Raw genomic sequence first — 25834 nt, 5'->3', positions numbered from 1 at the left:
AAGATTTTATATGATTCCGCATGTTAGACGGTTATTTGAACTTTGGCGTATTGCAGCACATTATCGCCTTGACACCTTGTTCCCTGCGGAAGAATTACCAGTTAAAGCCCGCCATGCCCTCAACATTATCAAAACCCATCCTGCGGCTTGGTCAAGCCGTGAAAAAAAGAATCCGCTTAAACTCAAGCAAGCACTGGAAGAGATGGGGCCTTTGGCAATTAAGCTGGGTCAACTCCTCTCTACCCGTCGCGACCTGATTCCACCAGAACTCTTATCGCAACTGGTGCTGTTACAAGACCGTGTAAAGCCCTATGACACCCAGTTGGCCAAACAGCGGATTCAAGAATCTCTCAAGGCCGATGTTGGCACCTTGTTTGCCCGTTTTGATGAACAGCCACTTGCCGCTGCCTCGATTGCACAGGTGCATACTGCCGCATTGCATGATGGTCGTGAGGTGGTGATAAAAGTCACCCGTCCTGATATTCACAACCAGATTCTTCGGGACTTTGAAATTCTGGCATGGCTGGGGAATTGGCTGGAAAACCGTCTGGAAGCTGCCCGTGCCCTGCACCTGTCCGAGATTATTCAGGACTACCGTCAGATCATTTTAAATGAGCTTGACCTGAGTCTAGAAGCGGACAATACCCGCCGAATGCGTCATTACTTTACAGGCTCCAGCATGATGTATGTACCTGAAGTCTATATGGACAGTAAAGACGTGATGGTGGCTGAACGCATCACGGGTGTGCCTATTTCAGATATCGCGACCTTTGATCGTTTGGGTATGGATCGTGCAGATTTGGCTGAAAAAGGTTTGACCATTTTCTTTACCCAAGTATTTCGAGACAACTTTTTCCATGCGGACATGCACCCTGGCAATGTCTTTGTTGAAACCATTAACCCAAGCAATCCACGCTTTATTGCGCTGGACTGTGCCATTATGGGTGAGCTGTCCAAGTCTGATCAAATGACCGTTGCACGAATGTTACTGGCCGTGATGAACAGCAACTTTATGCAGTTGATTCAGATTGTACATCAGGCAGGCTGGATTCCACCAGGAACCGATCAGGATGCACTGGCGCGTGAAATGCGCCGCACTGTTGGCCCGATGGTATCCAAGCCGATGGATCAACTGGATTTTGCAGGCATCCTGATTCAGGTGATGGATATTGCACGGCGTTTCCATCTGGAAATTCCACCACAACTCATGTTGCTTTTAAAAACGCTGGTTCATGTTGAGGGTCTGGGCACTGACCTTTACCCACAACTGGATATCTGGAAACTGGCAAAACCGATTCTCACTGAATGGGTCAAGGCCAATATGAATCCCGTGAAAAATTTCAAGGAAATTGGTCAGCAAATTCCTGATTTATTATTGGGCGCACAGGACTTACCGAGCCTGTTGATTGACAGTCTCAATGGCTTGAAGAATCAATCTGCCTGGCATGACAAACAGCTTAAAGAAATTCAGCAGATGCGTTTGCAAATGCAGCAGCAACAACGTCGTAGCTGGATATTTGGCAGCACCATGTTGATTTTGCTGACCATTGCCATTATTACCCCGTGGTTTGTCTCGATTGTCTTAATTGTATTGAGTAGCTTGTTGGCGCTGTGGCGTATTATGAAATAAGCTACACCTGCCTATAAACAAGGGACTTTTTAGCTTCAAGTGTGATGGGGTGTTATTGGCTTCTCATCATTGCCACTCAATCAATATAAAGATTCAATTAACAGCACTTTTATCGTTATGCTTTAAATGTTCATATCAAATCACCAATATTCTAATCTGTCTCAATTGAATAAATAATTTATACATCCCAATCCAGCTCATGACAACCAAATTTAGTATCTGATTTTATTAATAATATTATTTCTATCAACTCTAGTTTTAAACTGTTTCCAAGAAAACCCTATCCCCCGTTGTGTTGGATATCCAAACCACTTCTCCTGTTTCCAATGCCGCCTCATTTATTGGTAGGTTTTTGGTAGGTGGGAAAAAATTTTAAGCCTTGCATACTGAGCCTACAGTGATGAGATCACTGAATAACAAACAATGGAATATGGAAGAAGGAATCGCTCCATGGCTTTTAAAAATATTGCAGATCAAACTAACGGTTTTTACATCCCTTGTGTATCTCTCTTTGGACCAGGCTGTGCAAAAGAAATCGGTGCGAAAGCACAGAATCTTGGTGCAAAAAAAGCACTGATCGTAACTGATCAAGGCTTATTTAAATTTGGTGTCGCAGACACCATTGCACAATATTTAAAAGATGCAGGCGTAGACAGCCACATTTTTCCAGGCGCTGAACCAAATCCAACTGACATCAATGTGCATCATGGTGTAGAAGCCTATAACGACAATAGCTGTGATTTTATTGTCTCTTTAGGTGGTGGCTCATCACACGATTGTGCAAAAGGGATTGGACTCGTCACGGCTGGCGGTGGTCATATCCGTGACTATGAAGGTATTGATAAAAGTACAGTACCAATGACCCCACTTATTGCGATTAATACGACTGCGGGTACTGCATCAGAAATGACCCGTTTCTGTATTATTACCAATACCGATACCCACGTAAAAATGGCAATTGTTGACTGGCGCTGCACCCCACTGATTGCAATTGATGACCCTAAACTCATGGTTGCAAAGCCAGCAGGTTTAACCGCTGCAACGGGAATGGATGCACTTACACATGCAGTTGAAGCTTATGTATCGACTGCAGCAAACCCAATCACCGATGCCTGTGCAGAAAAAGCGATTACCATGATTAGTCAATGGTTACGTCCTGCTGTTGCCAATGGCGAAAATATTGAAGCACGTGATGCCATGAGTTATGCACAGTACTTGGCAGGTATGGCATTTAACAATGCATCTCTAGGTTATGTTCATGCGATGGCACATCAATTAGGTGGTTTCTATAATCTGCCGCATGGTGTATGTAATGCGGTACTGTTACCCCATGTCTGTGAATTCAACTTAATTGCCTGTCAGGATCGTTATGCAAAAATTGCAGAATTGATGGGTGTAAATACTGACGGATTTACTGAAACTGAAGCGGCTTTTGCAGCGATTGACGCCATTCGGGAATTATCATCCTCAATCGGTATCCCATCTGGTTTGAATGAACTCGGTGTGAAAACTGAAGACCTTGCAATTATGGCAGAGAATGCTCAAAAAGATGCATGTATGCTGACCAACCCACGTAAAGCGACCCATGCCCAGGTTGTGGAGATATTTAAAGCTGCACTCTAATCGTTCTGTTAAAAGTAAGTCACAGCCTCAGAGAACTGGCTTACTTTTTGTGGGAATAGCAAACTGGTGATATTCCCACTTTTTTATCCCTATAAAAACTGTGATCACAGTACACAACAATTGAATTAATACACTGATATATTTAATTTTTTAATAAAACTAAAATTAGAATTTCAAAGATAATTTTTCGCAGACTACTAAAAATGAGCTTTAAAACATATCTTTAAACTTATTCAAAGATAAATACGCAGGATGATCTGAAGGCAATAACTCCATCAGGCGTTCAACCGCATCTATTGCTTCGGGGAAATGAGCAACATGCTTCAATAACAAATCCGTTTCTGTGGTTTTAAAGATTGCATCACTTAAACGCGACTCCAGACAATCCCGCCATGCGCATAAAAAAGGGCTTTCCGTCTTAGCCAAAAATACCCCTTTGTATACCTGTAACGCAGAAGCCACATATCCAGAATCAAGCGCCTGTTCAGCTAAAAGAAAATCAGCCTCCACATCGGCCAATAAACGATAAGGCCGTGAACCTAGCATCCCACCCAGAATATCCCTGAGTTGTGACATTTCAGCTTTTAATGTGCCAATGCTGACTTTACGCTCACCATATAGGGCTTGATGTAATTTTTCTAAATTTAATCCATTTGGACAAAGCACCAAAATTGCCAAAATCTCAATTTGACGTGGTGTAAGAACCAATGACTTACCATTAAAGAAGATTTGTGGGGTTGAAAAAGCACGGATATATAAATGTTGTCTTTGCTGATCAATAAGTGCGGTTTGAATGATGGAGGCACAACGCTCTGCCGCCAAAACCCCTAAACTGTTGTGTTTTTTCCACGTGGTTGATAAATCGACCACACCCAATACCTGTTTGGAATAAGGGTCGATAATTGGAGCTGCATAACAGACCCAGTCATGGATGGACTCCATATAGTGTTCATTGGAAAATACACAACTGGATTGTTGGGTTTTTAGCGATAGAGCCAAAGCATTGGTTCCAACCACCTCCTCTGCCCATTGTCCACCTGCAATGAAATGTACCTTTTCAGCCGCACTTTGCATCTGCGTACTGCAAGCAGTCCAAATAATTGTACTCCCCACATCGCCAACCGCAATCACCATAGATGATTGTGCCGCAATATGACTGAGATCATTTGAACAAGCCTCTAATGCTAAATCTAAATTTGTTTTAACTTTCTGATGACGTGCCAATAAAGGTGCAGCCAAGCGCTCTTTTGGAATAGCACAAGATGCTGAGCGTTGCCAAGAACTGGCAATACTTTGTCCTAACATTTCAGCACTTTGCGGCGACAAACTATTGTGTCGCTTAAGTTGATCAATTGATGTTCGTTGTTGTAATAGGTCTCGTTTTGTAAACATTTGTACATCCCTCACGTCTGAGCATGGTTTCCAACCTTTCTCCAACCTTCCCAGTTATATCCTAATCAAATAGCGTACAAAAGTACCTTATACCAAAGCTATAGATGCTTAATAGATCAATTATAAGTAAAGGAATATATATATGCGTTATGTCGATCCTAATCAACCTGATTCAAAGGTTCAATTCAAAGCTCAATACGAGAACTTTATTGGCGGTCAATGGGTAGCACCTATTAAAGGAGAATATTTCGATAATGTCTCTCCTGTCGATGGCAAAGTATTTACAAAAATACCGCGTTCGTCAGCTGAAGATATCGAACTCGCATTAGATGCAGCACACAAAGCCAAAGCTGAGTGGAATAAAAGCTCTCCGACAGTGCGTTCAAATATCTTGCTCAAAATTGCTGATCGCATGGAAGCAAACCTTGAAATGCTTGCGGTTGCGGAAACTTGGGATAATGGCAAGCCAGTTCGTGAAACATTGGCAGCTGACATTCCACTGGCAATTGATCATTTCCGTTATTTTGCAGGTTGTATCCGTGCACAAGAAGGTGGCATTTCAGAAATCGATGAAGATACAATTGCTTACCATTTCCACGAACCTTTAGGTGTCGTTGGACAAATTATTCCATGGAACTTCCCAATTCTCATGGCTGCATGGAAACTTGCTCCTGCACTAGCAGCAGGTAACTGTGTCGTATTAAAACCAGCAGAACAAACACCTGTAAGCATTCTACTTGTTTTAGAATTAATCCAAGATATTCTACCTGCTGGTGTATTAAACGTTGTGAATGGCTATGGTGTCGAAGTAGGCCGTCCACTTGCCACTAATCCTCGTATTGCCAAAATTGCATTTACAGGTTCAACCCAAGTTGGACAGTTGATCATGCAATATGCAACTGAGAATATTATTCCAGTCACTTTAGAACTTGGTGGAAAATCTCCAAATATCTTCTTTGAAGATGTTATGGATCAAGAAGATGATTTTCTTGATAAAGCACTTGAAGGCTTTGCAATGTTCGCACTCAATCAAGGCGAGATTTGTACTTGTCCCTCTCGCGCATTAGTTCAAGAAAGTATTGCGGATAAGTTCTTAGAAAAAGCCATTGAGCGTGTGAAACGTATCAAAGTTGGACATCCACTTGATACTGAAACAATGGTTGGTGCACAAGCTTCGCAAGAACAACAGGAAAAAATCCTACGTTGTATTAACATGGGTCGAGAAGAAGGTGCTGAACTTCTTACGGGTGGTGGTGCTAGACAAGAAGTGGGGGAAGGTTTCTATATCGAACCAACTGTCTTCAAAGGACACAACGCGATGCAGATCTTCCAAGAAGAAATTTTTGGACCAGTTCTATCTGTAACAACGTTCAAAGATTTTGATGAAGCCATCAAAATCGCAAATGACACCATCTATGGTTTAGGTGCTGGGGTTTGGGCTCGTTCTGCACATACTTCATACCGCGCTGGTCGAGCAGTTGAAGCAGGCCGTGTTTGGACAAACTGTTATCACATCTATCCTGCCCATGCTGCATTTGGTGGCTATAAAAAATCAGGCGTTGGTCGTGAAAACCACAGAATGATGTTAGATCACTATCAACAAACCAAGAATTTATTGGTGAGTTATTCAACTAAACCTGCTGGATTCTTCTAAACACGGCATCCATGTCATTCTTTTTGAAAAGGGCGAATGTATATGACATTTGCCCTTTTTATTTATTCACTCGACCACGATCCACCTACGTTGCAATGATGTTTTCAAACTCATTGTAATTAGGCGGCACATACAATTTTAGCAAGGCATCCTTTCTGATTTAATAAAAAGACTAAATCAACCACTCATATCATCTGAGTGTCTTGCGTATGCCAAAATAAAAACAAACACACATAGCCAACCCTAGCCACAAACGCTAAACTAGCTGCTTTGCCCACAACGGATTTCACGCATGTCAAACTGGTTAGATGAAGTTAAATTTGATTCCAATGGTCTTGTTCCTGCCATTGCACAACATCATCAAACAGGTCGCGTGTTAATGGTTGCATGGATGAACCGTGAGGCATTACAACTGACTGCTGAAAAAAATCAGGCGGTGTATTACTCACGTTCACGCCAGAAACTCTGGCATAAGGGCGAAGAATCAGGACACTTTCAAACCGTGCATGAAATCCGTCTCGATTGCGATGCCGATGTCATCATCCTACAAATTGAACAACATGGTGGCATTGCCTGCCATACAGGTCGGGAGTCTTGTTTTTATCGTAAACTCACGCCACAAGGCTGGGAAATTGTTGATGCACAGTTGAAAGACCCAACTGCCATTTATGGCGCATCTGCCAAAGCAGAAACGCATGACCATACGCATAGCGAACAGGTGGATGTACTCAGTCATTTGGGTCGCCTGATGCAGGAACGCAAACAGGCTGAAGCAGACAGTTCCTATGTAGCCAGCCTGTATAAAAAAGGCATCAATAAAATTCTGGAAAAAGTCGGTGAGGAGAGCGTGGAAAGTATCATCGCGGCCAAAGATTATGCGGCGCATGCTTCACTGGAAAATAAACACGACCTGATCTATGAAGTTGCAGATTTATGGTTCCACAGTATCGTCATGCTCGGTTACTTTGATCTTGACCCACACGTTGTTCTGGATGAACTCGCGCGTCGCCAAGGTCTTTCTGGTTTGGTTGAAAAAGCCAACCGTAGTAAAGAGGCGTAACCCATTCCTGTGTCGAGTATCGAAAAACCCAAAGCCACCTATGAGCAAGCGGTTGCCATAGATAACGCCCGTTTAGGGCAATCCTTTAAAGTGATTGCGTATGCTGGCACAGGTAAAACCACGACGTTGCAAATGATCAGTGACGCCATGCCCGAACGGCGTGGTATGTATTTGGCTTTTAACAAGGCCATTGCATCGGAAGCACAAAGTAAATTTCACGGCAATGTAAATTGTCGTACCTTTCACTCGCTGGCTTTCCGCAGTGTACCGCGTGGTGTGACTGATAAATTACGACTACCTCGCTTAAGCCCAAGTTTTATCGCAAAAGAATATCGTCTGGAACCCATTACCCTGCGGCGATTAATGGGCGGACGTTATGAAAAATATGTGTTGATGCCAAGCCGCTTGGCGAGTTTAGTTGCTAATGCGGTCAGCTATTTCTGCTCGACCAGCTCACAATACCCTGCACCTCGTCATATTCAAGCACCAAGCTGGTTGCATCAAGATGATATTGAATCGTTACAACAGCACTTATATCCAGCAGTTGAACGCCGTTGGTTAGAGTCAATTGATCAAAACCATCAGGCAGGGATTGGTCACGATATTTACCTCAAACTTTGGGCATTGTCTGAACCCAACATTCCCGCCGATTATGTGCTGTTTGATGAGGCTCAGGATGCTGATCCGTTGATGCTCGGCATTTTACTGCGCCAGAAAAGCACACAAGTGATTTATGTGGGTGATGCACATCAGCAAATCTATGCTTGGCGTGGCGCAATCAACGCCATGCAGCAAATGCCGTTGCCCGAAAGTCGTCTCACCACCTCATTCCGTTTTGGTGACGCTATCGCCGATGTTGCCAATAGTCTGCTTGGTGCATTAAACGAAACTGTTCCGTTATTGGGCAATCCAAATGCTAAATCGAGTGTGGTGAATAAACCGCATACCAAAATGCGCGATGCAATTTTGTGTCGTACCAATGCGCGTGCAATGGAATTACTGCTTTCAGGCTTGCTGCATGGTGATAAGGTCAGCCTGCAAGCCGACCATCAAAAACTCAGTCGATTTGTCGATGCAGCGAGTTTGTTAAAACAGGGCAAACGCATTACCGATGTGCCTGAACTGGCGTGGTTTAATTCATGGCATGATGTGCATGAATACTGTGAAACCAATGATGGCAGTGACATCAAGCCTTTGGTCAAGCTGGTGGATGAACATGGCACTGAACCACTGAAAAAGGCATTGGCGAAAATTACCCCGATTGAACAGGCAGACTATGTGATCTCAACCGCGCATAAGGCCAAGGGCCTGGAATGGAATCGGGTGCATATTGAAGATGATTACCAGTTCAAGATTAACGGACTGGAACATAAAATTACAGATGAGGAATTAAGACTACTTTACGTCGCCTGTACGCGTGCTAAAGTAAGTTTAAATATCCATCATCTTTATGACCTGATACAACAATTAAAGCTAAAACAAAGCGCTCCCTCAAGTCTTCGCCAGTCCGTAGGTTAAAGCGCTCGTGACTGAGGTGAACTTATGCAACTTGAATCGGTTCTATTTAAGCATGTTGGCAGGTTTCGGGACTTAAACATTGAGTTTCAACCTGAACAATATCCGATTACCCTGATTCTGGGTGACCAGTCCACAGGTAAAACCACCATTCTAAAAAATATCTATCAGGCTCTGACCTGGTTTTCGGCACGCTATAAGGATATTCGTACTGCTGGTGTTGTGATTGCGGATCAGGACATTATGCTGACTCGGCTACAGGCCAAAATCCAGATTCAGGTACACATGAGTGAGGAACTCAATCATGGCTTGACTGAAAGTAGCGCTGCACAGGCAGCCGACACACAACGCTGTAGCTGGAAACTCTACAAAACCTTTAACAGTCAGGGGGTGGGAATTAGTCAGGTTGAAAGCCAGCAGCTTGACCAGATGGTGAGCCTGTACCAAAAGATGAATCAACAGGACCCCTTGCTGGGTTTGCCAATGATTGCCTACTATCCTGCGGAACGTTTTGTACACGAAGTGAATCTACAGAGTAAAAATGTGCCAGGCACCTTGCAGGACATTTCAGCCTATGATTTAACACCCATTCCCTACACCACCTTTGCACGTTTTTTTGAATGGTTGCGGGAAATCAGCGATGTCGAGAATGCGCACTCGGCCCATATTGTCAGACGCCTGATGGGTAACGATTTTAACCAGCAGAATCAGTCCGAAATATTACAAGAACTGCAACTGGAACTGGTCAAGCACCCCAAACAGCTCTCGGCACCCAACCTGCATGCCCTGAAAACCAGCCTGAATACCGTTTTTCCCAAGCTGCAAGACCTTTACATTCAGTATGTTCCCAAGCTGCAACTGATGGTGCGTTATGAAGATCGGGTGATGCCATTTCAGCAACTGTCTGCATCAGAAAAAACCTGGATTGCGCTGGTGGGTGATATTAGCCGCCGATTATGCCTGCTCAATCAACATAGCTTTGATCCATGCCTGGAGGGCGAGGGCATCCTGCTGATTGACCACGTGGATATGCAGTTGGACCAGAATGCATGTGCCGAAATTCTTGAGCGCTTGCATGAGGCATTTCCCCGCCTGCAAATCATTGTGACAGGCAACCGTGATGAATTGCTTGAACATGGGCTGCATTATCAGTGCCTAAAACTGGATCAGCACGGTATTTACCCAATTCAGCTGGAGGCATCACAACAGCAGCTTTCCACCTTATATCAGGATTTGGTGCAGTCTGGACCAGAGAATGAGACCCAACCCCCACCACTCCTGCCCTCTGAACCGACATTAACCAAAATGGATGCATTATTCCACCAGATACAGGCACTGAATCCACAGGAAAAGTCTGATTTATTGAATTTGCTCAAGATTGATGACACACCACAACAAAGCCCACTTTGAAATACGGTTCAATGCAGTATTGAAAATAATCCATCAACATGATATGTAACTTCATGTAATAACATCAGATTTTTATTGATATTTTATAGTAAAATAAATCTCATTTTTTATTTTCAAGTTGTGCAATACAACTTGTGATTGTCCCTGTTCACTTGATTGGGTTTCTGGATTTGAAGTTTTGGTATTCTCCTTGAGTGCCTGTGAATCCTGAAAGAAAGTTCATCCTTAGGTCTCCCGACCTAAATCATCAATATGGATACCAGTGTGCTACCGATTATTATCTTATTACCGCTCATACTCGGCACCACCCTTGTCTCACAACTGCAACGTATTTCACGGGGCGTGACGGCACTTGGGGCGATTGGCATCAGCCTGAGTTGTTTTATTTTACTTCTGACCCAGGCAGAAACGGTTCTTCAGGGCAATACTCTGCTGCAAAGCTGGGATTGGCTGCCACAACTGGGCATCAACCTGAGTTTTCGTCTGGATGCGCTCGGTTTATTGTTTGGCCTGCTGATTAGCGGTATCGGTACGCTCATTTATATTTATGCCTATTTCTACCTCAGTCCCAAAAACTCACTGAGTAAACTGTATTTGTTGCTGATGCTGTTTATGGCAGCCATGCTGGGCATCTCGCTTTCGAACAACCTGATCATCCTATTGGTGTTTTGGGAGCTGACCAGTATCTCCTCTTTCCTGCTGGTTGGTTATTGGAGCCAGTACGATGCCGCACAGCGTGGTGCGCGCATGGCCCTAACCCTTACAGGTATGGGCGGCCTTGCCATGCTGGGGGGCTTTGTACTGCTTGGGCAGATCACGGGAACCTATGAAATTGATCAACTGGTGCTGATGAAAGATACCATTCAACAGCATCACCTGTTTGTACCGACCCTATTACTGATTTTACTGGGTGCATTTACCAAAAGTGCACAGTTTCCATTCCACTTTTGGCTACCCAATGCAATGGCTGCACCCACCCCAGTTTCAGCCTATCTGCACTCTGCAACGATGGTAAAAGCGGGGATTTTCCTGCTGGCACGTTTAGCCCCAATTTTTATTGGTGCCGCGATGTACCACAACATTGTCACCTTTGTCGGTCTGTTTACGCTGTGTATGGCAGCAGGTTTTGCCATTTTTAAAGAAGATTTAAAAGGCTTATTGGCATACTCCACCATCAGCCATTTGGGCCTGATTGTGTGCCTGCTTGGGATGGGCTCCCCGCTTGCGGTTGCGGCGGCCATTTTCCACATTATCAACCATGCCACCTTTAAGGCGGCACTCTTTATGATTGCAGGGATTATCGACCACGAAACAGGTACACGGGATTTACGCAAGCTTAGTGGGATTTGGGCACTGCTTCCATTTACGGGAACCTTGACCATGATCACCGCCGCCTCCATGGCGGGCGTGCCATTGACCAATGGCTTTATTTCCAAAGAGATGTTCTTTACTGAGTTATTGGCAAACCTCTCTGGCCCAGTGATGGTGATCTCGGCCATTGTGGCAACCCTGGCGGGAATATTTGCGGTCAGCTATTCGATTCGTTTGGTACATGGCGTGTTTTTTGATGGTGTGGTAGGTAAAAACGTTCCAAACAAGAATGCCCATGAACCAGCACTTGGTATGCGACTGCCTGCAATTATCCTTGCGACTTTATGTATTCTGGTGGGTATTTTCCCTGCCCTGCTTGCGGGTGCAATGGTCAACAGTGTCACCCGTGCCAGCCTGATGCAGCCAAATTTTGAGGGGGTCCACCTCGCCATCTGGCATGGTTTTAATGCTCCTTTAGTCATGAGCCTGATTGCACTGGTTGGTGGAACGCTGTTCTATTTTGCCCTAGCCAAACAGGGGCGACTGCGTAAAATCGACCTTGATCCCTCGTTTGGACGCTTTCAGGGCCGAATTTTATTTGATTTATTCCTAAAACATTTGTTGCTCAACAGCCGTAAGATTAAGCAGGCGACTGAAAATGGCTCCTTGCAAAGCTACCTGCTCTGGATTGTGCTGTTTAGCATTGTCATGGTTGGCTTGCCACTGTTCAACCAAGGCTTAACCACAGGTACACGCGAACTGACCCATGCACCGTGGGTAGCAATTGTACTGTGGCTCACTCTGTTCTCTGGTTGCTGGATGATGCTCTGGTTCCACCATGAGCGCATCAAGGCCGTGCTGATTAGTGGGGCAGTGGGTCTGGTGGTCACCATGGTATTCATTACCCTGTCAGCGCCAGACCTTGCCCTGACCCAAATTACGGTTGATATCGTGACCACTGTGTTGCTGCTGATGAGTCTATCCTTGCTGCCACAGCTCACTCCTTATGAATCCAGTCGTTCACGGCGCTGGCGCGATGCCAGTCTGGCCATTGCAGGTGGTTTGGGAATTGGCTGGATTAGCTGGCTGATTTTAACCCGTGACCACAATTCAATTTCATGGTTCTTTATGCAACAGTCGATTCCTCTGGGTGGCGGCTCGAATGTGGTCAACGTCATCCTTGTCGATTTCCGTGGTTTCGATACTTTCGGTGAAATTATCGTTTTGGGCATTGCTGCCATTGGTGCACTCTGTTTGATGGATGGTATGCGTGCGCATGGCACCACCATGACCCAGGGACTCACCTATCGCTTTAATCCCTCACCCTTAATGTTACGTATTACGGCATCATGGATACTGCCGCTTGCACTGGTGGTCAGCACCTATATTTTCATGCGTGGACACAACTATCCAGGTGGTGGTTTTATCGCGGGACTGATTACCGCGATGGCACTGATCATTCAATATATTGTGTTGGGTCAGGAACAGGCTGAACGTATGATTGGAGCTCGGTCTGGTCGTCTCTATGAAATCTGGATTGGTTCAGGATTGACCATTGCAGGATTGACAGGTATTGCGGCATGGTTCTGGTCACGTCCATTCCTGACCAGCGCGCACATTTATGTGGAACCCCCCTTACTGGGCAAAATGCATCTTGCCTCAGCAGTCGGATTTGATACAGGCGTATATATCACGGTCGTCGGGGCGACCATGTTATTGATCTCGGTACTGGGAGACTCACGTCACTCCAGCATGTCTGGCCCTATTCCCAATGGAGACAAATAAATGATCAGCCTTGAATTTTTATTGGCTTCGGCAATTGGTCTACTCACCGCCACAGGGATTTACCTCATCCTGCGTGCCAGAACCTTTCCCGTGGTGCTTGGCCTTGCCATGATCGGCTATGCCGTGAACCTGTTCCTATTTGCGATGGGACGTTTACAGGTCAATGCTCCCGCCATTTTGACGGAAACCACCAAGGTCACCGACCCATTGCCACAGGCACTGGTTTTGACTGCAATCGTGATTGGGTTTGCCACCACGGCGTTTGTTGTGCAACTGGCACTGCGCAGCCGTTATGAATCGGGAAATGACCATGTCGACTCCAAGGAAGAGCCGACCCTGACCTATGACCCACGTGAGGATGAGCCATAATGTTTGATTTGAATACTTTCTGGCAGACTCACACTCCAATCATCAGTATCCTGATTCCAGCATTGACCAGCTTTATGCTATTGCTACTGGGTAACCCTGGGGCAGGTTCATTAAAACAGGACTGGCGACAACCCTGGCGGCGTAGCATCAGCCTGACTTCAGCAATTCTCGGTCTGCTGACCGCCATCAGTTACCTGATGATTGCCAGTACAGGACAGATTAGTGTTTACCAGCTCAGCGAATGGTCTGCCCCGTTTGGTATTGTACTGGTACTGGATCGCTTATCGGCATTTATGCTGGTGCTGACCTATGCACTGGCCATTCCCGTAATCTGGTATGCCAGCGACAACTGGGACACCCGCGGACGCTATTTCCATACCATGTTCCACTTCCTGCTCATGGGAGTCTGTGGCGCATTCCTGACAGGTGACCTGTTTAACCTGTTTGTATTCTTTGAAATCCTGTTAATGGCCTCCTATGTACTGTTACTACATGGTCAGGGTCGTCCAAGATTCCAGTTGGGTATCCATTACGTCACCATCAACCTACTGGCATCCGCCCTGTTCCTGATTGGTCTGGGCATGATTTATGGCAGTGTTGGCAGCCTAAATATGGTAGATGTGGGTCGTATCCTGCCTACACTGGACGATGACCAGCACAAGCTGGCAATTGCAGGTGGCCTACTGCTGTTTGTAGTGTTTGGCATCAAGGCCGCAATGCTGCCTGTCGGATTCTGGCTGCCAAAGACCTATGCGGTTGCCAGCACACCTGTTGCCGCCATATTTACCATTATGACCAAGGTTGGGATTTATGCGATTTTACGTGTTAATGGCACAGTGTTTGACGATGCCATGGCACAAAGCATTTTTAAAAACACACTATTGTTGATTGGCCTGATCACTTCGATTTATGGGGTGATTGGTGCAATTGGTGCGGAACGGCTACGTCGTTTTGTTGGCTTCATGGTGCTGTCATCTGTGGGTACATTGCTGATCGCTATTGCCATGTTCAACACACAGGCATGGTCAGCGGGTCTGTATTATCTGGTGCATAGTACCCTGATTGCCGCTGCATTCTATCTGTTCTGTGGCTGGATTACCGCCCAACGCGGCATGTTCAAGGATCATCTGAAAGTTGCACCCAAAATCAAGAATGAAAAGGCAGCGGCACTGACCTATTTCCTGATAGCAATGATGATCGCAGGTTTACCACCATTTAGTGGCTTTCTCGGTAAGGTCTTTATTTTACAGGCCACCGCTGAAACGGCGTATCAGGGCTGGATTATCGCCATTATCCTGATCGTTAGCCTACTGAGTATTCTTGGATTGACCCGTGTGGGTTTCATTCTGTTCTGGCGTGCCAGTCCACCTGAAATTGACCCGAATGAAGCAGCCTATCAAACTTATCAGGGATTGCCAGCCTATGCACCCAACCGTAATGACACAGCCATTTATATCATTTTGGCAGGGCTGATGGCTTATGTCGTGTTTGCATCACCAATCCAGACCTATACCGTATTGACTGCACAGCAAATCCAGAACCATGCGCTCTATAATCAGGCTATCTTAAAAACGGATGCACAGGGTCGCGTGATTAGCGTACAACCTTATGATCCAACCTACCTGCCTGAAACTAAATATGGCGGCGAAGTTGAAGACCACAATGCCGTGCTGATTCCCGATGTTATTTCCAAAGCAACCCTACAGGGTGAGCATATCTCGGAATACAAGCAGCGCCAGATTGCTCAACAAACACTGGATATGCCGACAGTTCCAAATTCAACCCAGTTAAAGCCAATGGAGGAACACTGACATGCAAAAAATAAGCTTGCTCGACCGTTGGTTCCCCCACCCCTTTGTGTCATTTCTGGTGTTTTTGAGTTGGCTGATGCTATCGCACAGTGTGGACCCGACTGACATTTTAATGGCGCTGTTACTGGCTATTGTCATTCCCCGTCTGGTACGTCCCTTTATTGCCAGAACCCCCCACATTCACTGGCTGCCTGCGATCAGATTGGCGTTTGTGGTGCTGTGGGATATCATCGTTTCAAATTTTCGTATTGCCAAACTGGTGCTGGGTCCACTGGATCATCTGCACCCGAAATGGTATCGCGTGCCACTGGAAACGGAACATGAACAGATCAACACCTTGCTGGCGATGATCATTACCACTACTCCTGGAACTGTTTCAGCAGGGATTGATCAGGAACGGGGGGATATCCTCGTTCACGCACTCAGCACAGATGATACCGAGCTGGATATTCAGGATATTAAAAAGCGCTATGAAATGCCTTTGATTGAAATCTTTGATGTAAAGCTGAACAAGGGAGCAAGTAAATGACGATTTTACCGTATGCACTGGGTATTGGTCTAATTGCCATTACCCTCTCCATGTTCCTTTGCCTCATCCGCCTGATTATTGGCCCGTCTGTGATTGACCGTCTGCTCGCATTGGATACACTGTTCCTCAATGCCACCTGTTTGGTTGTGGTGCTGGGTATTTACTGGGTCAGCAACAATATGTTTGAGGGCGCCCTATTGGTTGCAATGCTTGGCTTTGTATCCACAGCCGCACTTGCCCGTTACTTCACCACTGGACATGTGATTGATTAAGGAGAGTGGTTATGCAAATAATTTTTGAGATTATCATTTCGTTCTTTTTGATCTTTGGTGCATTTTTCATGCTCGTAGGTTCCATCGGAATGATTCGCTTACCCGACTTATTTATGCGTCTGCATGCACCGACTAAATCAAGTACGCTAGGCTTAGGAAGTTTTTTAATTGCAGCTATGATATTTGGAGCGACTCAAGGTCGTTTCGGTTTTGCTGAATTATTGATTACTTTATTTGCCTTTATTACTGCTCCAGTATCTGCAAATTTAATGGCACAAGCTGCAATTCATTTACGTTTGCGTTCAACCAGCGGTGATGTACCAGAGGCTTTAAATCGTCCGCTACCATGGCAACGTTACAGTCGTAATACAGAAAGGAAAGACCAACTTTAAGTTGGTCTTTTTTAATAACATTATTCATCCATAAAGAAAGCCACCCGAAGGTGGCTTTCTTTAAAACTTATTCTTTATCTTGTTCACGTTCAGGCAAGTCTTTCACAGCTTCCGCGATCAGACCAAACATATAGTTACCATAGGCATTGGTTTTATCGTAATGGAAACGCAATCTTGGCGTAATACGTGTCTTGATACGACGGCTCAACTCATGACGCAAAAAACCAGAAGCTTTATTCAATACATCCAAAGTTTCTTTATTTGCGACTTCACTTTGCTCATCACCAAGTTCACGTCCCATCACAGTGACATAAACTTCAGCATAACCCATGTCTGCACTGACTTTCACCGCAGAGATGGTCACCAGACCACCTAAGCGAGGATCTTTAAGCTCTTGACGGATCAGCTCAGACAACTCACGTTGTACTGAATCCGCCATGCGCTTTAAGCGTTGGCTACCCGCCATTAAAGACTCCGTTTGATCAATTGAACATCATAGACTTCGATCTTGTCTTTAACTTTGATGTCTTTATAGCCTTTGACTGCAAGTCCACATTCCATACCTGCACGAACTTCTTCAACCACTTCTTTATAACGACGAAGAGATTCAAGCTCACCCTGGAACACCACCACATCATCACGTAATACGCGAATTGGCTTGTTACGGTGTAACATACCTTCAAGCACCATACAGCCAGCTGCTGCACCAAACTTACTTGAATGGAACACTTCACGTACTTCTGCAACACCCAGAATTGTTTCACGGTGTTCAGGTGCAAGCTTACCACTCATTGCAGCTTTTACATCATCAATTAAATGATAGATCACGCTGTAATAACGAATATCAATGCCATCCTGATCAGATTTTTGACGCGCTGTGTTGTCCGCACGCACGTTGAAACCTAATAACACTGCTTCTGAAGATTCAGCTAGCGTTACATCTGACTCAGTGATTGCACCAACACCTGAACCAATGATACGGACTTTCACTTCATCAGTAGAAAGTTCATCAAGTGCAACATGTAATGCTTCTAAAGTACCGCGCACATCAGTTTTGAGTACAACATTCACATAAGGAACATCTTTTTTACCCATAGACGCCATGATGTTTTCAAGACGCATTGCACTTGCACGCTCTAAACGCTTATGACGTTCACGGTCTGAACGAGCATCAGCAACTTCACGCGCTTTCTTCTCGTCATTCACGACTAGTACTTCATCGCCCGCCATTGGTGCATCAGGTAAACCTAAGATTTCAACTGGAATCGAAGGGCCTGCTGACGTAATACGCTTACCGTTTTCATCCACCATCGCACGTACACGACCATAAGACGAACCAGCAAGAACCAGATCACCAATATTCAAGGTACCATTTTGTACAAGAATTGACGTTACTGCACCGCGACCTTTGTCAACACGCGCTTCAATCACCACACCTTGTGCTGCACCTTCTGCTGAAGCTTTAAGCTCCATCAGTTCAGACTGAATCAAGATCAAGTCAAGTAGTTCATCAATTCCCGCACCAGAGTGTGCCGAAACTTTTGCAATCGGAACATCACCGCCCCACTCCTCAGGCACAATACCTTTAGTGGTCAATTCATTTAATACACGATCTGGATCCGCTGATTCTTTATCCATCTTGTTGATGGCAACAATAATCGGGGTTCCAGCAGCACGCGCATGGTCAATCGCTTCGGCTGTTTGTGGCATCACACCATCATCAGCCGCAACCACGAGAACCACGATATCAGTCGCTTTTGCACCACGTGCACGCATTGATGTAAACGCCGCGTGTCCTGGTGTGTCGAGGAAAGTAATAATGCCTTTCTCAGTTTCAACGTGATATGCACCGATATGCTGGGTAATACCACCCGCTTCACCCGCTGCCACCTTAGAGCGACGGATACGGTCCAGTAACGATGTTTTACCATGGTCAACGTGACCCATGATCGTTACCACTGGTGGACGAGTAGTTTGCTCACCACGCGCCTCTTCAGCCGCAACCAGCAAGTTATCTTCTGCCTGCGTATCAGAAACAAGAACAGGGTTATGCCCTAGTTCCTCAACCACAAGAACTGCTGTATCCTGTTCAATGGCCTGGTTCTGAGTCACAAGCTCACCCATCTTCATCAGGGTCTTGATGACTTCACGAACCTTAACCGCCATTTTTTGTGCAAGATCGGCAACGATAATCTTCTCACCAATCTCAACATCATAAATCTGTTTCTTAACAGGCTTTTCAAAACCATGTTTGTTTGACTGGCTGGTTTTCAAGCCACGCTTATGATGGCTCTTGCTAAAGCTCTGCTCCGCCTGGGCATCGCCACCACGGCCACCTTTCTTGCTTGCACGTGGATTTGCAGTTGCACCGCCACGCTTGATTTCACGGTCTTCCTTATTGAAAGAATCTTCATACGCCTGACCAACAAGTCCAGCGGCTAAAGGCGAATCATCAATCACACGAATGGTTGTGGTTGCATCATCATTTGAATATTTCGAAGCCATCTGGCGCATTTGCTCCAGCGTACGCTTCTGCGCCTCTTCTGCAGCTTTACGACGTACAGCTTCTTCAGTCGCCTTTAACTTGGCTGCTTCTGCTTCACGGGCTTTTTTCTGTTCAGGTGTTTCTGTTGGCTTAACAACAGGTGCTTTAATCACCTTGTCACTACCGCGTTTTTTCACCACAACTGCGGTTTTTGAAGGAGCTTGTGAAGCACTTTCAGAAGTATGCGCTGCACGCATGGCTTCCAAAGTCGCATTGGTTTTTTGTTCACCATGAATACGGGCTTTGCTATCCGCTTCTTCACGCACTTTCTGCTCAGCACGGGCTTTCGCCTCAGCTTCGGCACGAGCTTTGGCTTCCGCAGCGATCTGCTCTGGATTTGGCTTGGCAAAAACCTGCTTTTTACGCACCTCAACATTGATACTTTTTGCTTTACCCGAAGTGCTGGTGACTTTGGCTGTGTGGGTAGTTGTACGTTTCAACGCAATTTTTCCTGTGTTACCACCGCCCTGACCATGTACTTTTTTCAGGTGATTAACCAAAGTATCCTGCTGTTCAGTGGTAATAATGTCATCTGCTTTACGCTGTGGTAGACCTGCATCGCGAACCTGTTCCAGGAGTTTCTCTACAGGACGTTCTACGCTGAGCGCTAACTCTTGAATCGACTTGTCCGTCATCTATTATCTCCTAGTTAAACCATGATTCACGTGCTTTCATGATTAATTGACCTGCTTTGTCATGGCCCAAGCCTTCGATATCTGAAATATCATCAGTCGCTTGGTCCGCCAAGTCATCAATCGTAACCACACCACGCGCCGCCAATGCATAGGCAATCTCGGTGGTCATACCATCCATACCGAGAAGTTCCACACTTGGCTCTTGAATATTTTCCTGCTGTTTTAACGCATCGGTTAAAGCAGCCTCTTTTGCACGGCTTTGCAGCAATTCGACCAAATCAGCCTCAAGCTCGATTTCATCAAATGTCTCAGCTGGCACATAGGCAATTTCTTCCAGAGCAGTGAAGCCCATTTCGACCAAAGCCATAGCCAAATCTTCTTCAATATCGAGACGGGACATAAACATATCCAGATATTGCTGTGCCTCATTTTGCTGACGAGCACGATACTCTTCTTCCAGCATCATGTCGAGTTTATAACCCGTTAATTCCGATGCCAAACGAACATTTTGCCCCTGCGAACCAATGGCACGCGCCAACTGGTCATTGGTGGCGAAAATGATATCCGCACTGTGTGCATCTTCATCAAGGACGATTCCAGATACATCAGCTGGTTCCAATGCGCTTGCGATATATTGCGCTGGGTCATCAGACCACACCACAACATCAATACGCTCACCATTCAACTCCTGCTGTACCGCCTGGATACGTGTACCACGCATCCCAATACAAGCACCCACAGGGTCAATACGATGGTCATTGGTTTTCACTGCAATTTTAGCACGAACACCTGGCTGACGCGCTGCCGCCTTAATTTCAATGATTTCTTCAGAAATTTCTGGAATTTCTTTCTTCATCAGGGCAATCAGCATTTCAGGACGTGCACGTGACAATAATAATTGCGCACCACGACCTTCACGGTTGACGCTATACAAAATGGCATTAATACGTTGCTTAGGACGTAAAATCTCTTTATGAATGGTTTCTTCACGTGCCAAATACGCTTCAGCATTGTCACCAAGGTCAATGATAAAGCCATCTTTGGTTTGCTTTTTCACTTCACCATAAATCAGCTCGCCCACTTTCGACTCATAAGCATCTGCAACCAATGCACGCTCTGCCTCACGAATCTTTTGCACAATTACCTGCTTGGCAATTTGCGCTGCAATACGACCGAATTCAATCGATTCAACTTCCAGCTCACGCACATCGCCAATTGACCACTTCGATGGGTCTACATCAGAGATGGCATCCTGACATGCAGGCATTTCATGATCTTCATCCGCAACGACAGTCCATTGACGGAACGTGCGGTAATCGCCTGTTTTACGATCAATCTCAACTCGAAGCTGAGCTTCTTCCGAGTGTGTGCCGTCGTAAAACTTTTTCTTCGTTGCCGCAACCAGCGCTTGCTCTAGGGCTTGGAAGATTGCTTCACGACTAACACCTTTTTCATTACTAACCGTTTCTACAACGGTAAGAATTTCACGGCCCATAAGTCACCTACCGATTTCTTATACAATTAAGTTAATATTAGTCTTGATAGATTAAGTTTGCTTTATCAATATTATTACTATCGATTTCAAGCATATGCCTAGCATCCACTTCAACCTGGATCATTTCATTTTCCAGATCAACGGAAAGCAGTTTTGCCTGAAATTTACGACGGTTCTCAACGGCAGCAATGAGTCGTAAAGCGACCTGGTGCCCAATATACCCAGACATTTGTGACAACTGAAAGAATGGACGGTCCCAACCTGGTGAGGATACTTCCAGGGCATACTCACCTGAAATTGGATCATGAACATCAAGCATTGCACCAACCTGTTGCGTCACGCGAACACAGTCTTCAACACCAATGCCACGCCCTTGTTCAACCTCACCCTCTTCATTCAGGACAGGTTCAGCACTCTCATCAATCGGTTTATCAATAAAAATGCGTAATAAAGAACGTTTACCTTGTGGTAGGAACTCAATCCCCCATAAATCTACACCACAGGCAGCCACAGCTGGTGCGATAAGATCATATAATGCTTGAGATTTATTTGATAATTTCATTTACTCTCGTTGCTCTCATGCGAGCCAATCAATCCCGTATAGTGAAGCATGATGTTCTTGATCACGCCATACGACTCATATCGACACTACACGACAGCCAAACAACCAATAAAAAAGGGCGTAAATCGCCCCTATTTTACACAGAAAAGCATTGCCCACTGTGCAAAAAGGCCCACCTTACTGTGAGCCTCCTTTAAGAAACTTGGTAGCGGGAGCTGGATTTGAACCAACGACCTTCGGGTTATGAGCCCGACGAGCTACCAGACTGCTCCATCCCGCATCAACGTGCAAAAAGTATATACAAATATAAAAAAAAGTCAATTGAAGTTTTTTACATTTGCCTGATTAAGTTGCACCTTAATCAAATGGTAGCGGGAGCTGGATTTGAACCAACGACCTTCGGGTTATGAGCCCGACGAGCTACCAGACTGCTCCATCCCGCATCAACAATCACTGCAACACCAAACTTACTGGTTATTAAGCTTGGTGCGGAAGGGGGGACTTGAACCCCCACGCCCGAAAGCACTACCACCTCAAGGTAGCGTGTCTACCAATTCCACCACCACCGCAGCTTTCTGGGACGCATTCTATTCCTTTAAATCCCAAAAGGAAAGGATTAATTCGACTTATTCTGTCGTTTTCGGTGCATTTGATGAAGTTTCAGGCGATGTTGTAGGAACAGACGTTGAACTTTGCACAGTTTTTAAACTATAAGCATCTATGGTCTGTTTTTTCGCAAAAACCGCCAGGGTTAAACTGGTGACGAAAAACAATGCGGTAAAGATAGTAGTTAAACGGGTCAGGAAATTTCCCGCCCCAGATGCACCAAATACTGTTGCCGCACCACCGCCACCGAATGACGCGCCTGCTTCCGCACCCTTACCTTGTTGTACCAAAACCAATGCAATAATCAAGATTGCTAAAATGATATGTACAACGAGTATAAAACTATACATTTCTATTCCCCGTTACTTATTTTGTGCAAATGCTTTTGCAATTTGGTAAAAAGATTGCGCGTTGAGTGATGCCCCACCCACTAAAGCGCCATTAATATCTGGACATGCCGCCAATTCAGCCGCATTTTCAGGCTTAACACTGCCACCATATAAGATCGCCATTTGCGCACCTACAGGTGTAATTTGCTTTAGCCCCTCACGGATTTTTGCATGCATGGTTTGGGCATCTGCTGGTGACGCAGTTTTTCCCGTACCAATCGCCCAGATCGGCTCATAAGCAACCACAATATTTTGCCACTGTTCAGGCTTCACCACTGAGGCGATATCACAGATTTGTTGCAATACCACTTGCTCAGCCAGTCCCTGCTCACGCTGCTCAAGGCTTTCACCCACACAGTAAATCACATTGAGACCAGCATTCAACGCATTATACAATTTTGACTGAAGTGTTTCGACACCATCACCAAATAATTCACGACGCTCGGAATGACCAACCAAAACAAAATCAATTTGGCTATCCTTGAGCAATTCTGCACTCACTTCACCTGTATACGCACCCGTTCCCGCTACACGCGATACATCCTGAGCCACCGTGTAAATTGTCCGAACCGCATCCTTGAGCTGTGCCTGAATACTTGTAAGCGCAATTGCAATCGGTGCCATACCAATATGGCATTGCTCAGGCAAAATATTGTCCTGTTGTAATAGCCGTTTAAATTCTTCTATTAATTGAAGAGCGTCAGCATGCATTGGATTCATTTTCCAATTGCCAACAACCCAAGGGGTAATGGTCGGACTCGACATACTTTGGTCTACTGCTAATTTCTAAAAAATGCTGCATATTTTACACGGATTTTTATAAAATTCAGTTTTTTTATCTGGTTTAACCTGATAACCACTGTACAGTTGTTTGTAAAAATTAATGTTATAAGGGAATAGCATTCTATTTATTTGAAAGTAGGTCATTTCCTGACGGATTTTATTATTTCCATTTTTAGGTAATTATCTTGGTTTTAGAAAATTAATTTGTAAAAAATTCGATCAGTTCAAAGTTTTACATATGAATCAAGTCAAAAACGACACTTTCTCCAGTAGTATTTTTACCCAACAAAAGTATAATTTTGTAAGATAGCTATTATAAACATTTATTGTCACAAGGCGGACAGATGTCAGGATTACATACGTCTCCAAAATTTTCAGGCTTCATTCGGCGTTTAGTCGAAGAGGGGCATTTGTCTGCATCAAACATGCAGAATGCCATTGATGCGGCAAAAAAGGCCCAACAGGATATTGTGGCTCACCTGATTGAGCATCAACGCCTCTCACCACTCACAGTTGCAGAAAGTATTTCCCATGAATTCGATGAGCCTCTTTTTGACCTTGCTGTATATGATACAGCCTTATTACCCAAAGATTTAACAGACAACAAGCTGATACAAAAACATCGTGTTGTTCCGTTAATACAACGTGGACAAATTTTGTATGTTGCTACGAGCAATCCAACCAATATTGATTCATTAGATGCCATTCGCTTTAACACCAAGCTTAATATTGAACCGATTATTGTTGAACATAACAAGCTTGAGAAACTGATTGAACAACAGTTTGGTGACAGTGGTAGCTTTGATTTCGGTGATAGTGAAGATTTTGACCTAGATGTGGATGTCGTGACAGACACACCTAAAGATGATGATGAACCTGCCCAAGGAGAGGAGTCTCCGATTGTAAAATATATCAATAAATTATTGATTGATGCGATTCGGATGGGTGCATCAGACTTACATTTTGAACCGTATGAAAAAATGTATCGAGTACGATACCGCGTGGATGGTGTATTACGCCAGATTGCTACCCCACCTTTACAAATGGCGAATCGACTTGCCTCTCGTTTAAAAGTGATGTCTCAAATGGATATCTCTGAAAAACGAATGCCTCAAGATGGTCGTATTAAACTTAAATTGTCAAAAACCAAAGCGATTGATTTCCGTGTCAACTCTTTACCCACCCTGTTTGGTGAAAAATTAGTACTTCGTATTTTGGATCCATCAAGTGCTATGCTCGGCATTGAAGCATTAGGCTATGAAGATAACCAGAAAGCGTTGTTCATGGAAGCACTTGAAAAGCCTCAAGGAATGCTACTGATTACAGGTCCAACAGGTTCTGGTAAAACTGTATCGCTATATACTGGTCTAAATATTCTAAACACTGAAGATACCAATATTTCAACAGCAGAAGACCCTGTGGAAATTAACTTGGAAGGCATTAATCAGGTCAACGTGAATCCAAAGACAGGATTGACTTTCTCTGCTGCATTAAAGGCATTCTTACGTCAAGACCCTGATGTAATTATGGTCGGTGAGATTCGTGATCTTGAAACTGCTGAAATCGCAATTAAAGCAGCGCAAACAGGTCATATGGTGATGTCAACACTGCATACCAACAGTGCGCCAGAAACTTTAACTCGATTACGCAACATGGGTGTACCTTCGTTTAATATCGCAACATCAGTTAATCTTGTTATCGCGCAACGCTTGGCACGTCGCTTATGTTCACAATGTAAAGCACCCGTAGATGTACCTAAACAAAGTCTTTTAGAGCTAGGTTTTACTGAACAAGACTTGGCCAATCCAGATTTACAGATATTTCAACCTGTAGGCTGTAGTGAATGCAGGGAAGGCTACAAGGGCCGTGTCGGTATTTATGAAGTCATGAAAGTGACGCCAGAAATATCCAGAATTATTATGGAAGATGGTAATGCCCTGGAAATTGCAGCAGCCTCGGAAAAAGCGGGATTCAACAATTTACGACGTTCGGGTTTGAAAAAAGTGATACAGGGGATTACTTCCCTACAGGAAGTCAACCGAGTCACCAGTGAATAAAATCAATAA

20 protein-coding genes and 3 tRNA genes are annotated in these 25834 nt (G+C 44.9%); 13 read left to right on the top strand and 10 right to left on the bottom strand.

Features of this window, described 5'->3' with window-relative positions; genetic code table 11:
- Positions 1-10: 10 nt before the first annotated feature.
- Positions 11-1630 (top strand): ABC1 kinase family protein, encoded by a 1620-nt coding sequence (locus F972_RS01680; RefSeq protein WP_004756270.1) that lies wholly within the window; start codon positions 11-13, stop codon positions 1628-1630.
- Between the two features lie 450 nt (positions 1631-2080).
- On the top strand, positions 2081-3253 hold the full coding sequence (mdh, locus tag F972_RS01675) for an iron-dependent methanol dehydrogenase (protein WP_004756272.1): 1173 nt from the start codon (positions 2081-2083) through the stop codon (positions 3251-3253).
- Positions 3254-3463: 210 nt separating this feature from the next.
- Here mdh and F972_RS01670 read toward each other — a convergent pair whose 3' ends face one another.
- Positions 3464-4645 (bottom strand): helix-turn-helix domain-containing protein, encoded by a 1182-nt coding sequence (locus F972_RS01670; RefSeq protein ID WP_004756274.1) that lies wholly within the window; start codon positions 4643-4645, stop codon positions 3464-3466.
- A gap of 142 nt (positions 4646-4787) precedes the next feature.
- On the opposite strand from F972_RS01670, the gene F972_RS01665 reads away from it, so the two are divergent.
- The 10 genes from F972_RS01665 to F972_RS01620 all read left to right on the top strand — a co-directional run bounded on the left by F972_RS01665 (position 4788) and on the right by F972_RS01620 (position 16753).
- A complete protein-coding gene (locus F972_RS01665) occupies positions 4788-6299 on the top strand; it encodes an acetaldehyde dehydrogenase ExaC (protein WP_004756276.1) in 1512 nt (503 codons plus the stop codon).
- Positions 6300-6591: 292 nt separating this feature from the next.
- Positions 6592-7359, top strand: coding sequence for a bifunctional phosphoribosyl-AMP cyclohydrolase/phosphoribosyl-ATP diphosphatase HisIE (hisIE, locus tag F972_RS01660; RefSeq protein ID WP_004756279.1), 768 nt, complete (start codon positions 6592-6594; stop codon positions 7357-7359).
- Positions 7360-7368: 9 nt separating this feature from the next.
- On the top strand, positions 7369-8877 hold the full coding sequence (locus F972_RS01655; protein WP_004680689.1) for an AAA family ATPase: 1509 nt from the start codon (positions 7369-7371) through the stop codon (positions 8875-8877).
- Positions 8878-8901: 24 nt separating this feature from the next.
- Positions 8902-10284 carry an AAA family ATPase gene (locus F972_RS01650; RefSeq protein WP_004680690.1) on the top strand — a complete coding sequence of 461 codons (1383 nt, stop codon included), beginning with the start codon at positions 8902-8904 and terminating at the stop codon, positions 10282-10284.
- A 252-nt stretch (positions 10285-10536) separates the two neighbouring features.
- Entirely contained in the window at positions 10537-13380 is a 2844-nt protein-coding gene (locus tag F972_RS01645; RefSeq protein ID WP_004680691.1) for a monovalent cation/H+ antiporter subunit A, read from the top strand.
- Positions 13381-13749, top strand: coding sequence for a Na+/H+ antiporter subunit C (locus F972_RS01640; RefSeq protein WP_004674421.1), 369 nt, complete (start codon positions 13381-13383; stop codon positions 13747-13749). It begins immediately after the preceding gene.
- Positions 13749-15560: a monovalent cation/H+ antiporter subunit D gene (locus F972_RS01635; protein ID WP_004680692.1), complete on the top strand. Its 1812-nt coding sequence runs from the start codon at positions 13749-13751 to the stop codon at positions 15558-15560. The genes F972_RS01640 and F972_RS01635 overlap by 1 nt, the downstream gene beginning before the upstream one ends.
- A gap of 1 nt (position 15561) precedes the next feature.
- On the top strand, positions 15562-16089 hold the full coding sequence (locus tag F972_RS01630; protein WP_004756282.1) for a Na+/H+ antiporter subunit E: 528 nt from the start codon (positions 15562-15564) through the stop codon (positions 16087-16089).
- On the top strand, positions 16086-16361 hold the full coding sequence (locus tag F972_RS01625) for a monovalent cation/H+ antiporter subunit F (protein ID WP_004680695.1): 276 nt from the start codon (positions 16086-16088) through the stop codon (positions 16359-16361). The genes F972_RS01630 and F972_RS01625 overlap by 4 nt, the downstream gene beginning before the upstream one ends.
- Positions 16362-16372: 11 nt before the next feature.
- A complete protein-coding gene (locus F972_RS01620) occupies positions 16373-16753 on the top strand; it encodes a Na+/H+ antiporter subunit G (protein ID WP_004756284.1) in 381 nt (126 codons plus the stop codon).
- A gap of 67 nt (positions 16754-16820) precedes the next feature.
- On the opposite strand, the gene F972_RS01615 is transcribed toward F972_RS01620, so the two are convergent.
- The 9 genes from F972_RS01615 to tpiA form a co-directional block, all read right to left on the bottom strand.
- Positions 16821-17219 carry a ribosome-binding factor A gene (locus F972_RS01615; RefSeq protein ID WP_004756286.1) on the bottom strand — a complete coding sequence of 133 codons (399 nt, stop codon included), beginning with the start codon at positions 17217-17219 and terminating at the stop codon, positions 16821-16823.
- Positions 17219-19933, bottom strand: coding sequence for a translation initiation factor IF-2 (gene infB / locus F972_RS01610; RefSeq protein WP_004756288.1), 2715 nt, complete (start codon positions 19931-19933; stop codon positions 17219-17221). Before infB ends, F972_RS01615 begins: the two co-directional genes overlap by 1 nt.
- A gap of 10 nt (positions 19934-19943) precedes the next feature.
- Positions 19944-21428, bottom strand: coding sequence for a transcription termination factor NusA (nusA, locus tag F972_RS01605; RefSeq protein ID WP_004680699.1), 1485 nt, complete (start codon positions 21426-21428; stop codon positions 19944-19946).
- 37 nt (positions 21429-21465) lie between these two features.
- Complete coding sequence (rimP, locus tag F972_RS01600) at positions 21466-21990, bottom strand: ribosome maturation factor RimP (protein WP_004756290.1); 525 nt, start codon at positions 21988-21990, stop codon at positions 21466-21468.
- Between the two features lie 203 nt (positions 21991-22193).
- Positions 22194-22270: transfer RNA gene (locus tag F972_RS01595), tRNA-Met, on the bottom strand.
- 86 nt (positions 22271-22356) lie between these two features.
- Positions 22357-22433: transfer RNA gene (locus F972_RS01590), tRNA-Met, on the bottom strand.
- Positions 22434-22474: 41 nt separating this feature from the next.
- A tRNA-Leu gene (locus F972_RS01585) sits at positions 22475-22559 on the bottom strand.
- 57 nt (positions 22560-22616) lie between these two features.
- Positions 22617-22946, bottom strand: coding sequence for a preprotein translocase subunit SecG (gene secG, locus F972_RS01580; protein WP_004680701.1), 330 nt, complete (start codon positions 22944-22946; stop codon positions 22617-22619).
- Positions 22947-22958: 12 nt separating this feature from the next.
- Positions 22959-23750, bottom strand: coding sequence for a triose-phosphate isomerase (tpiA, locus tag F972_RS01575; RefSeq protein WP_004756291.1), 792 nt, complete (start codon positions 23748-23750; stop codon positions 22959-22961).
- Positions 23751-24112: 362 nt separating this feature from the next.
- Here tpiA and pilB point away from each other — a divergent pair, with 362 nt between their 5' ends.
- Positions 24113-25825 (top strand): type IV-A pilus assembly ATPase PilB, encoded by a 1713-nt coding sequence (pilB, locus tag F972_RS01570; RefSeq protein ID WP_004756293.1) that lies wholly within the window; start codon positions 24113-24115, stop codon positions 25823-25825.
- The last annotated feature ends 9 nt before the right edge of the window (positions 25826-25834 follow it).

The sequence above is a fragment of the Acinetobacter sp. CIP 102529 genome (assembly GCF_000368325.1).
Classification (GTDB): Bacteria; Pseudomonadota; Gammaproteobacteria; order Pseudomonadales; family Moraxellaceae; genus Acinetobacter; species Acinetobacter parvus.
This window is presented reverse-complemented; position numbering and strand designations above follow the sequence as displayed.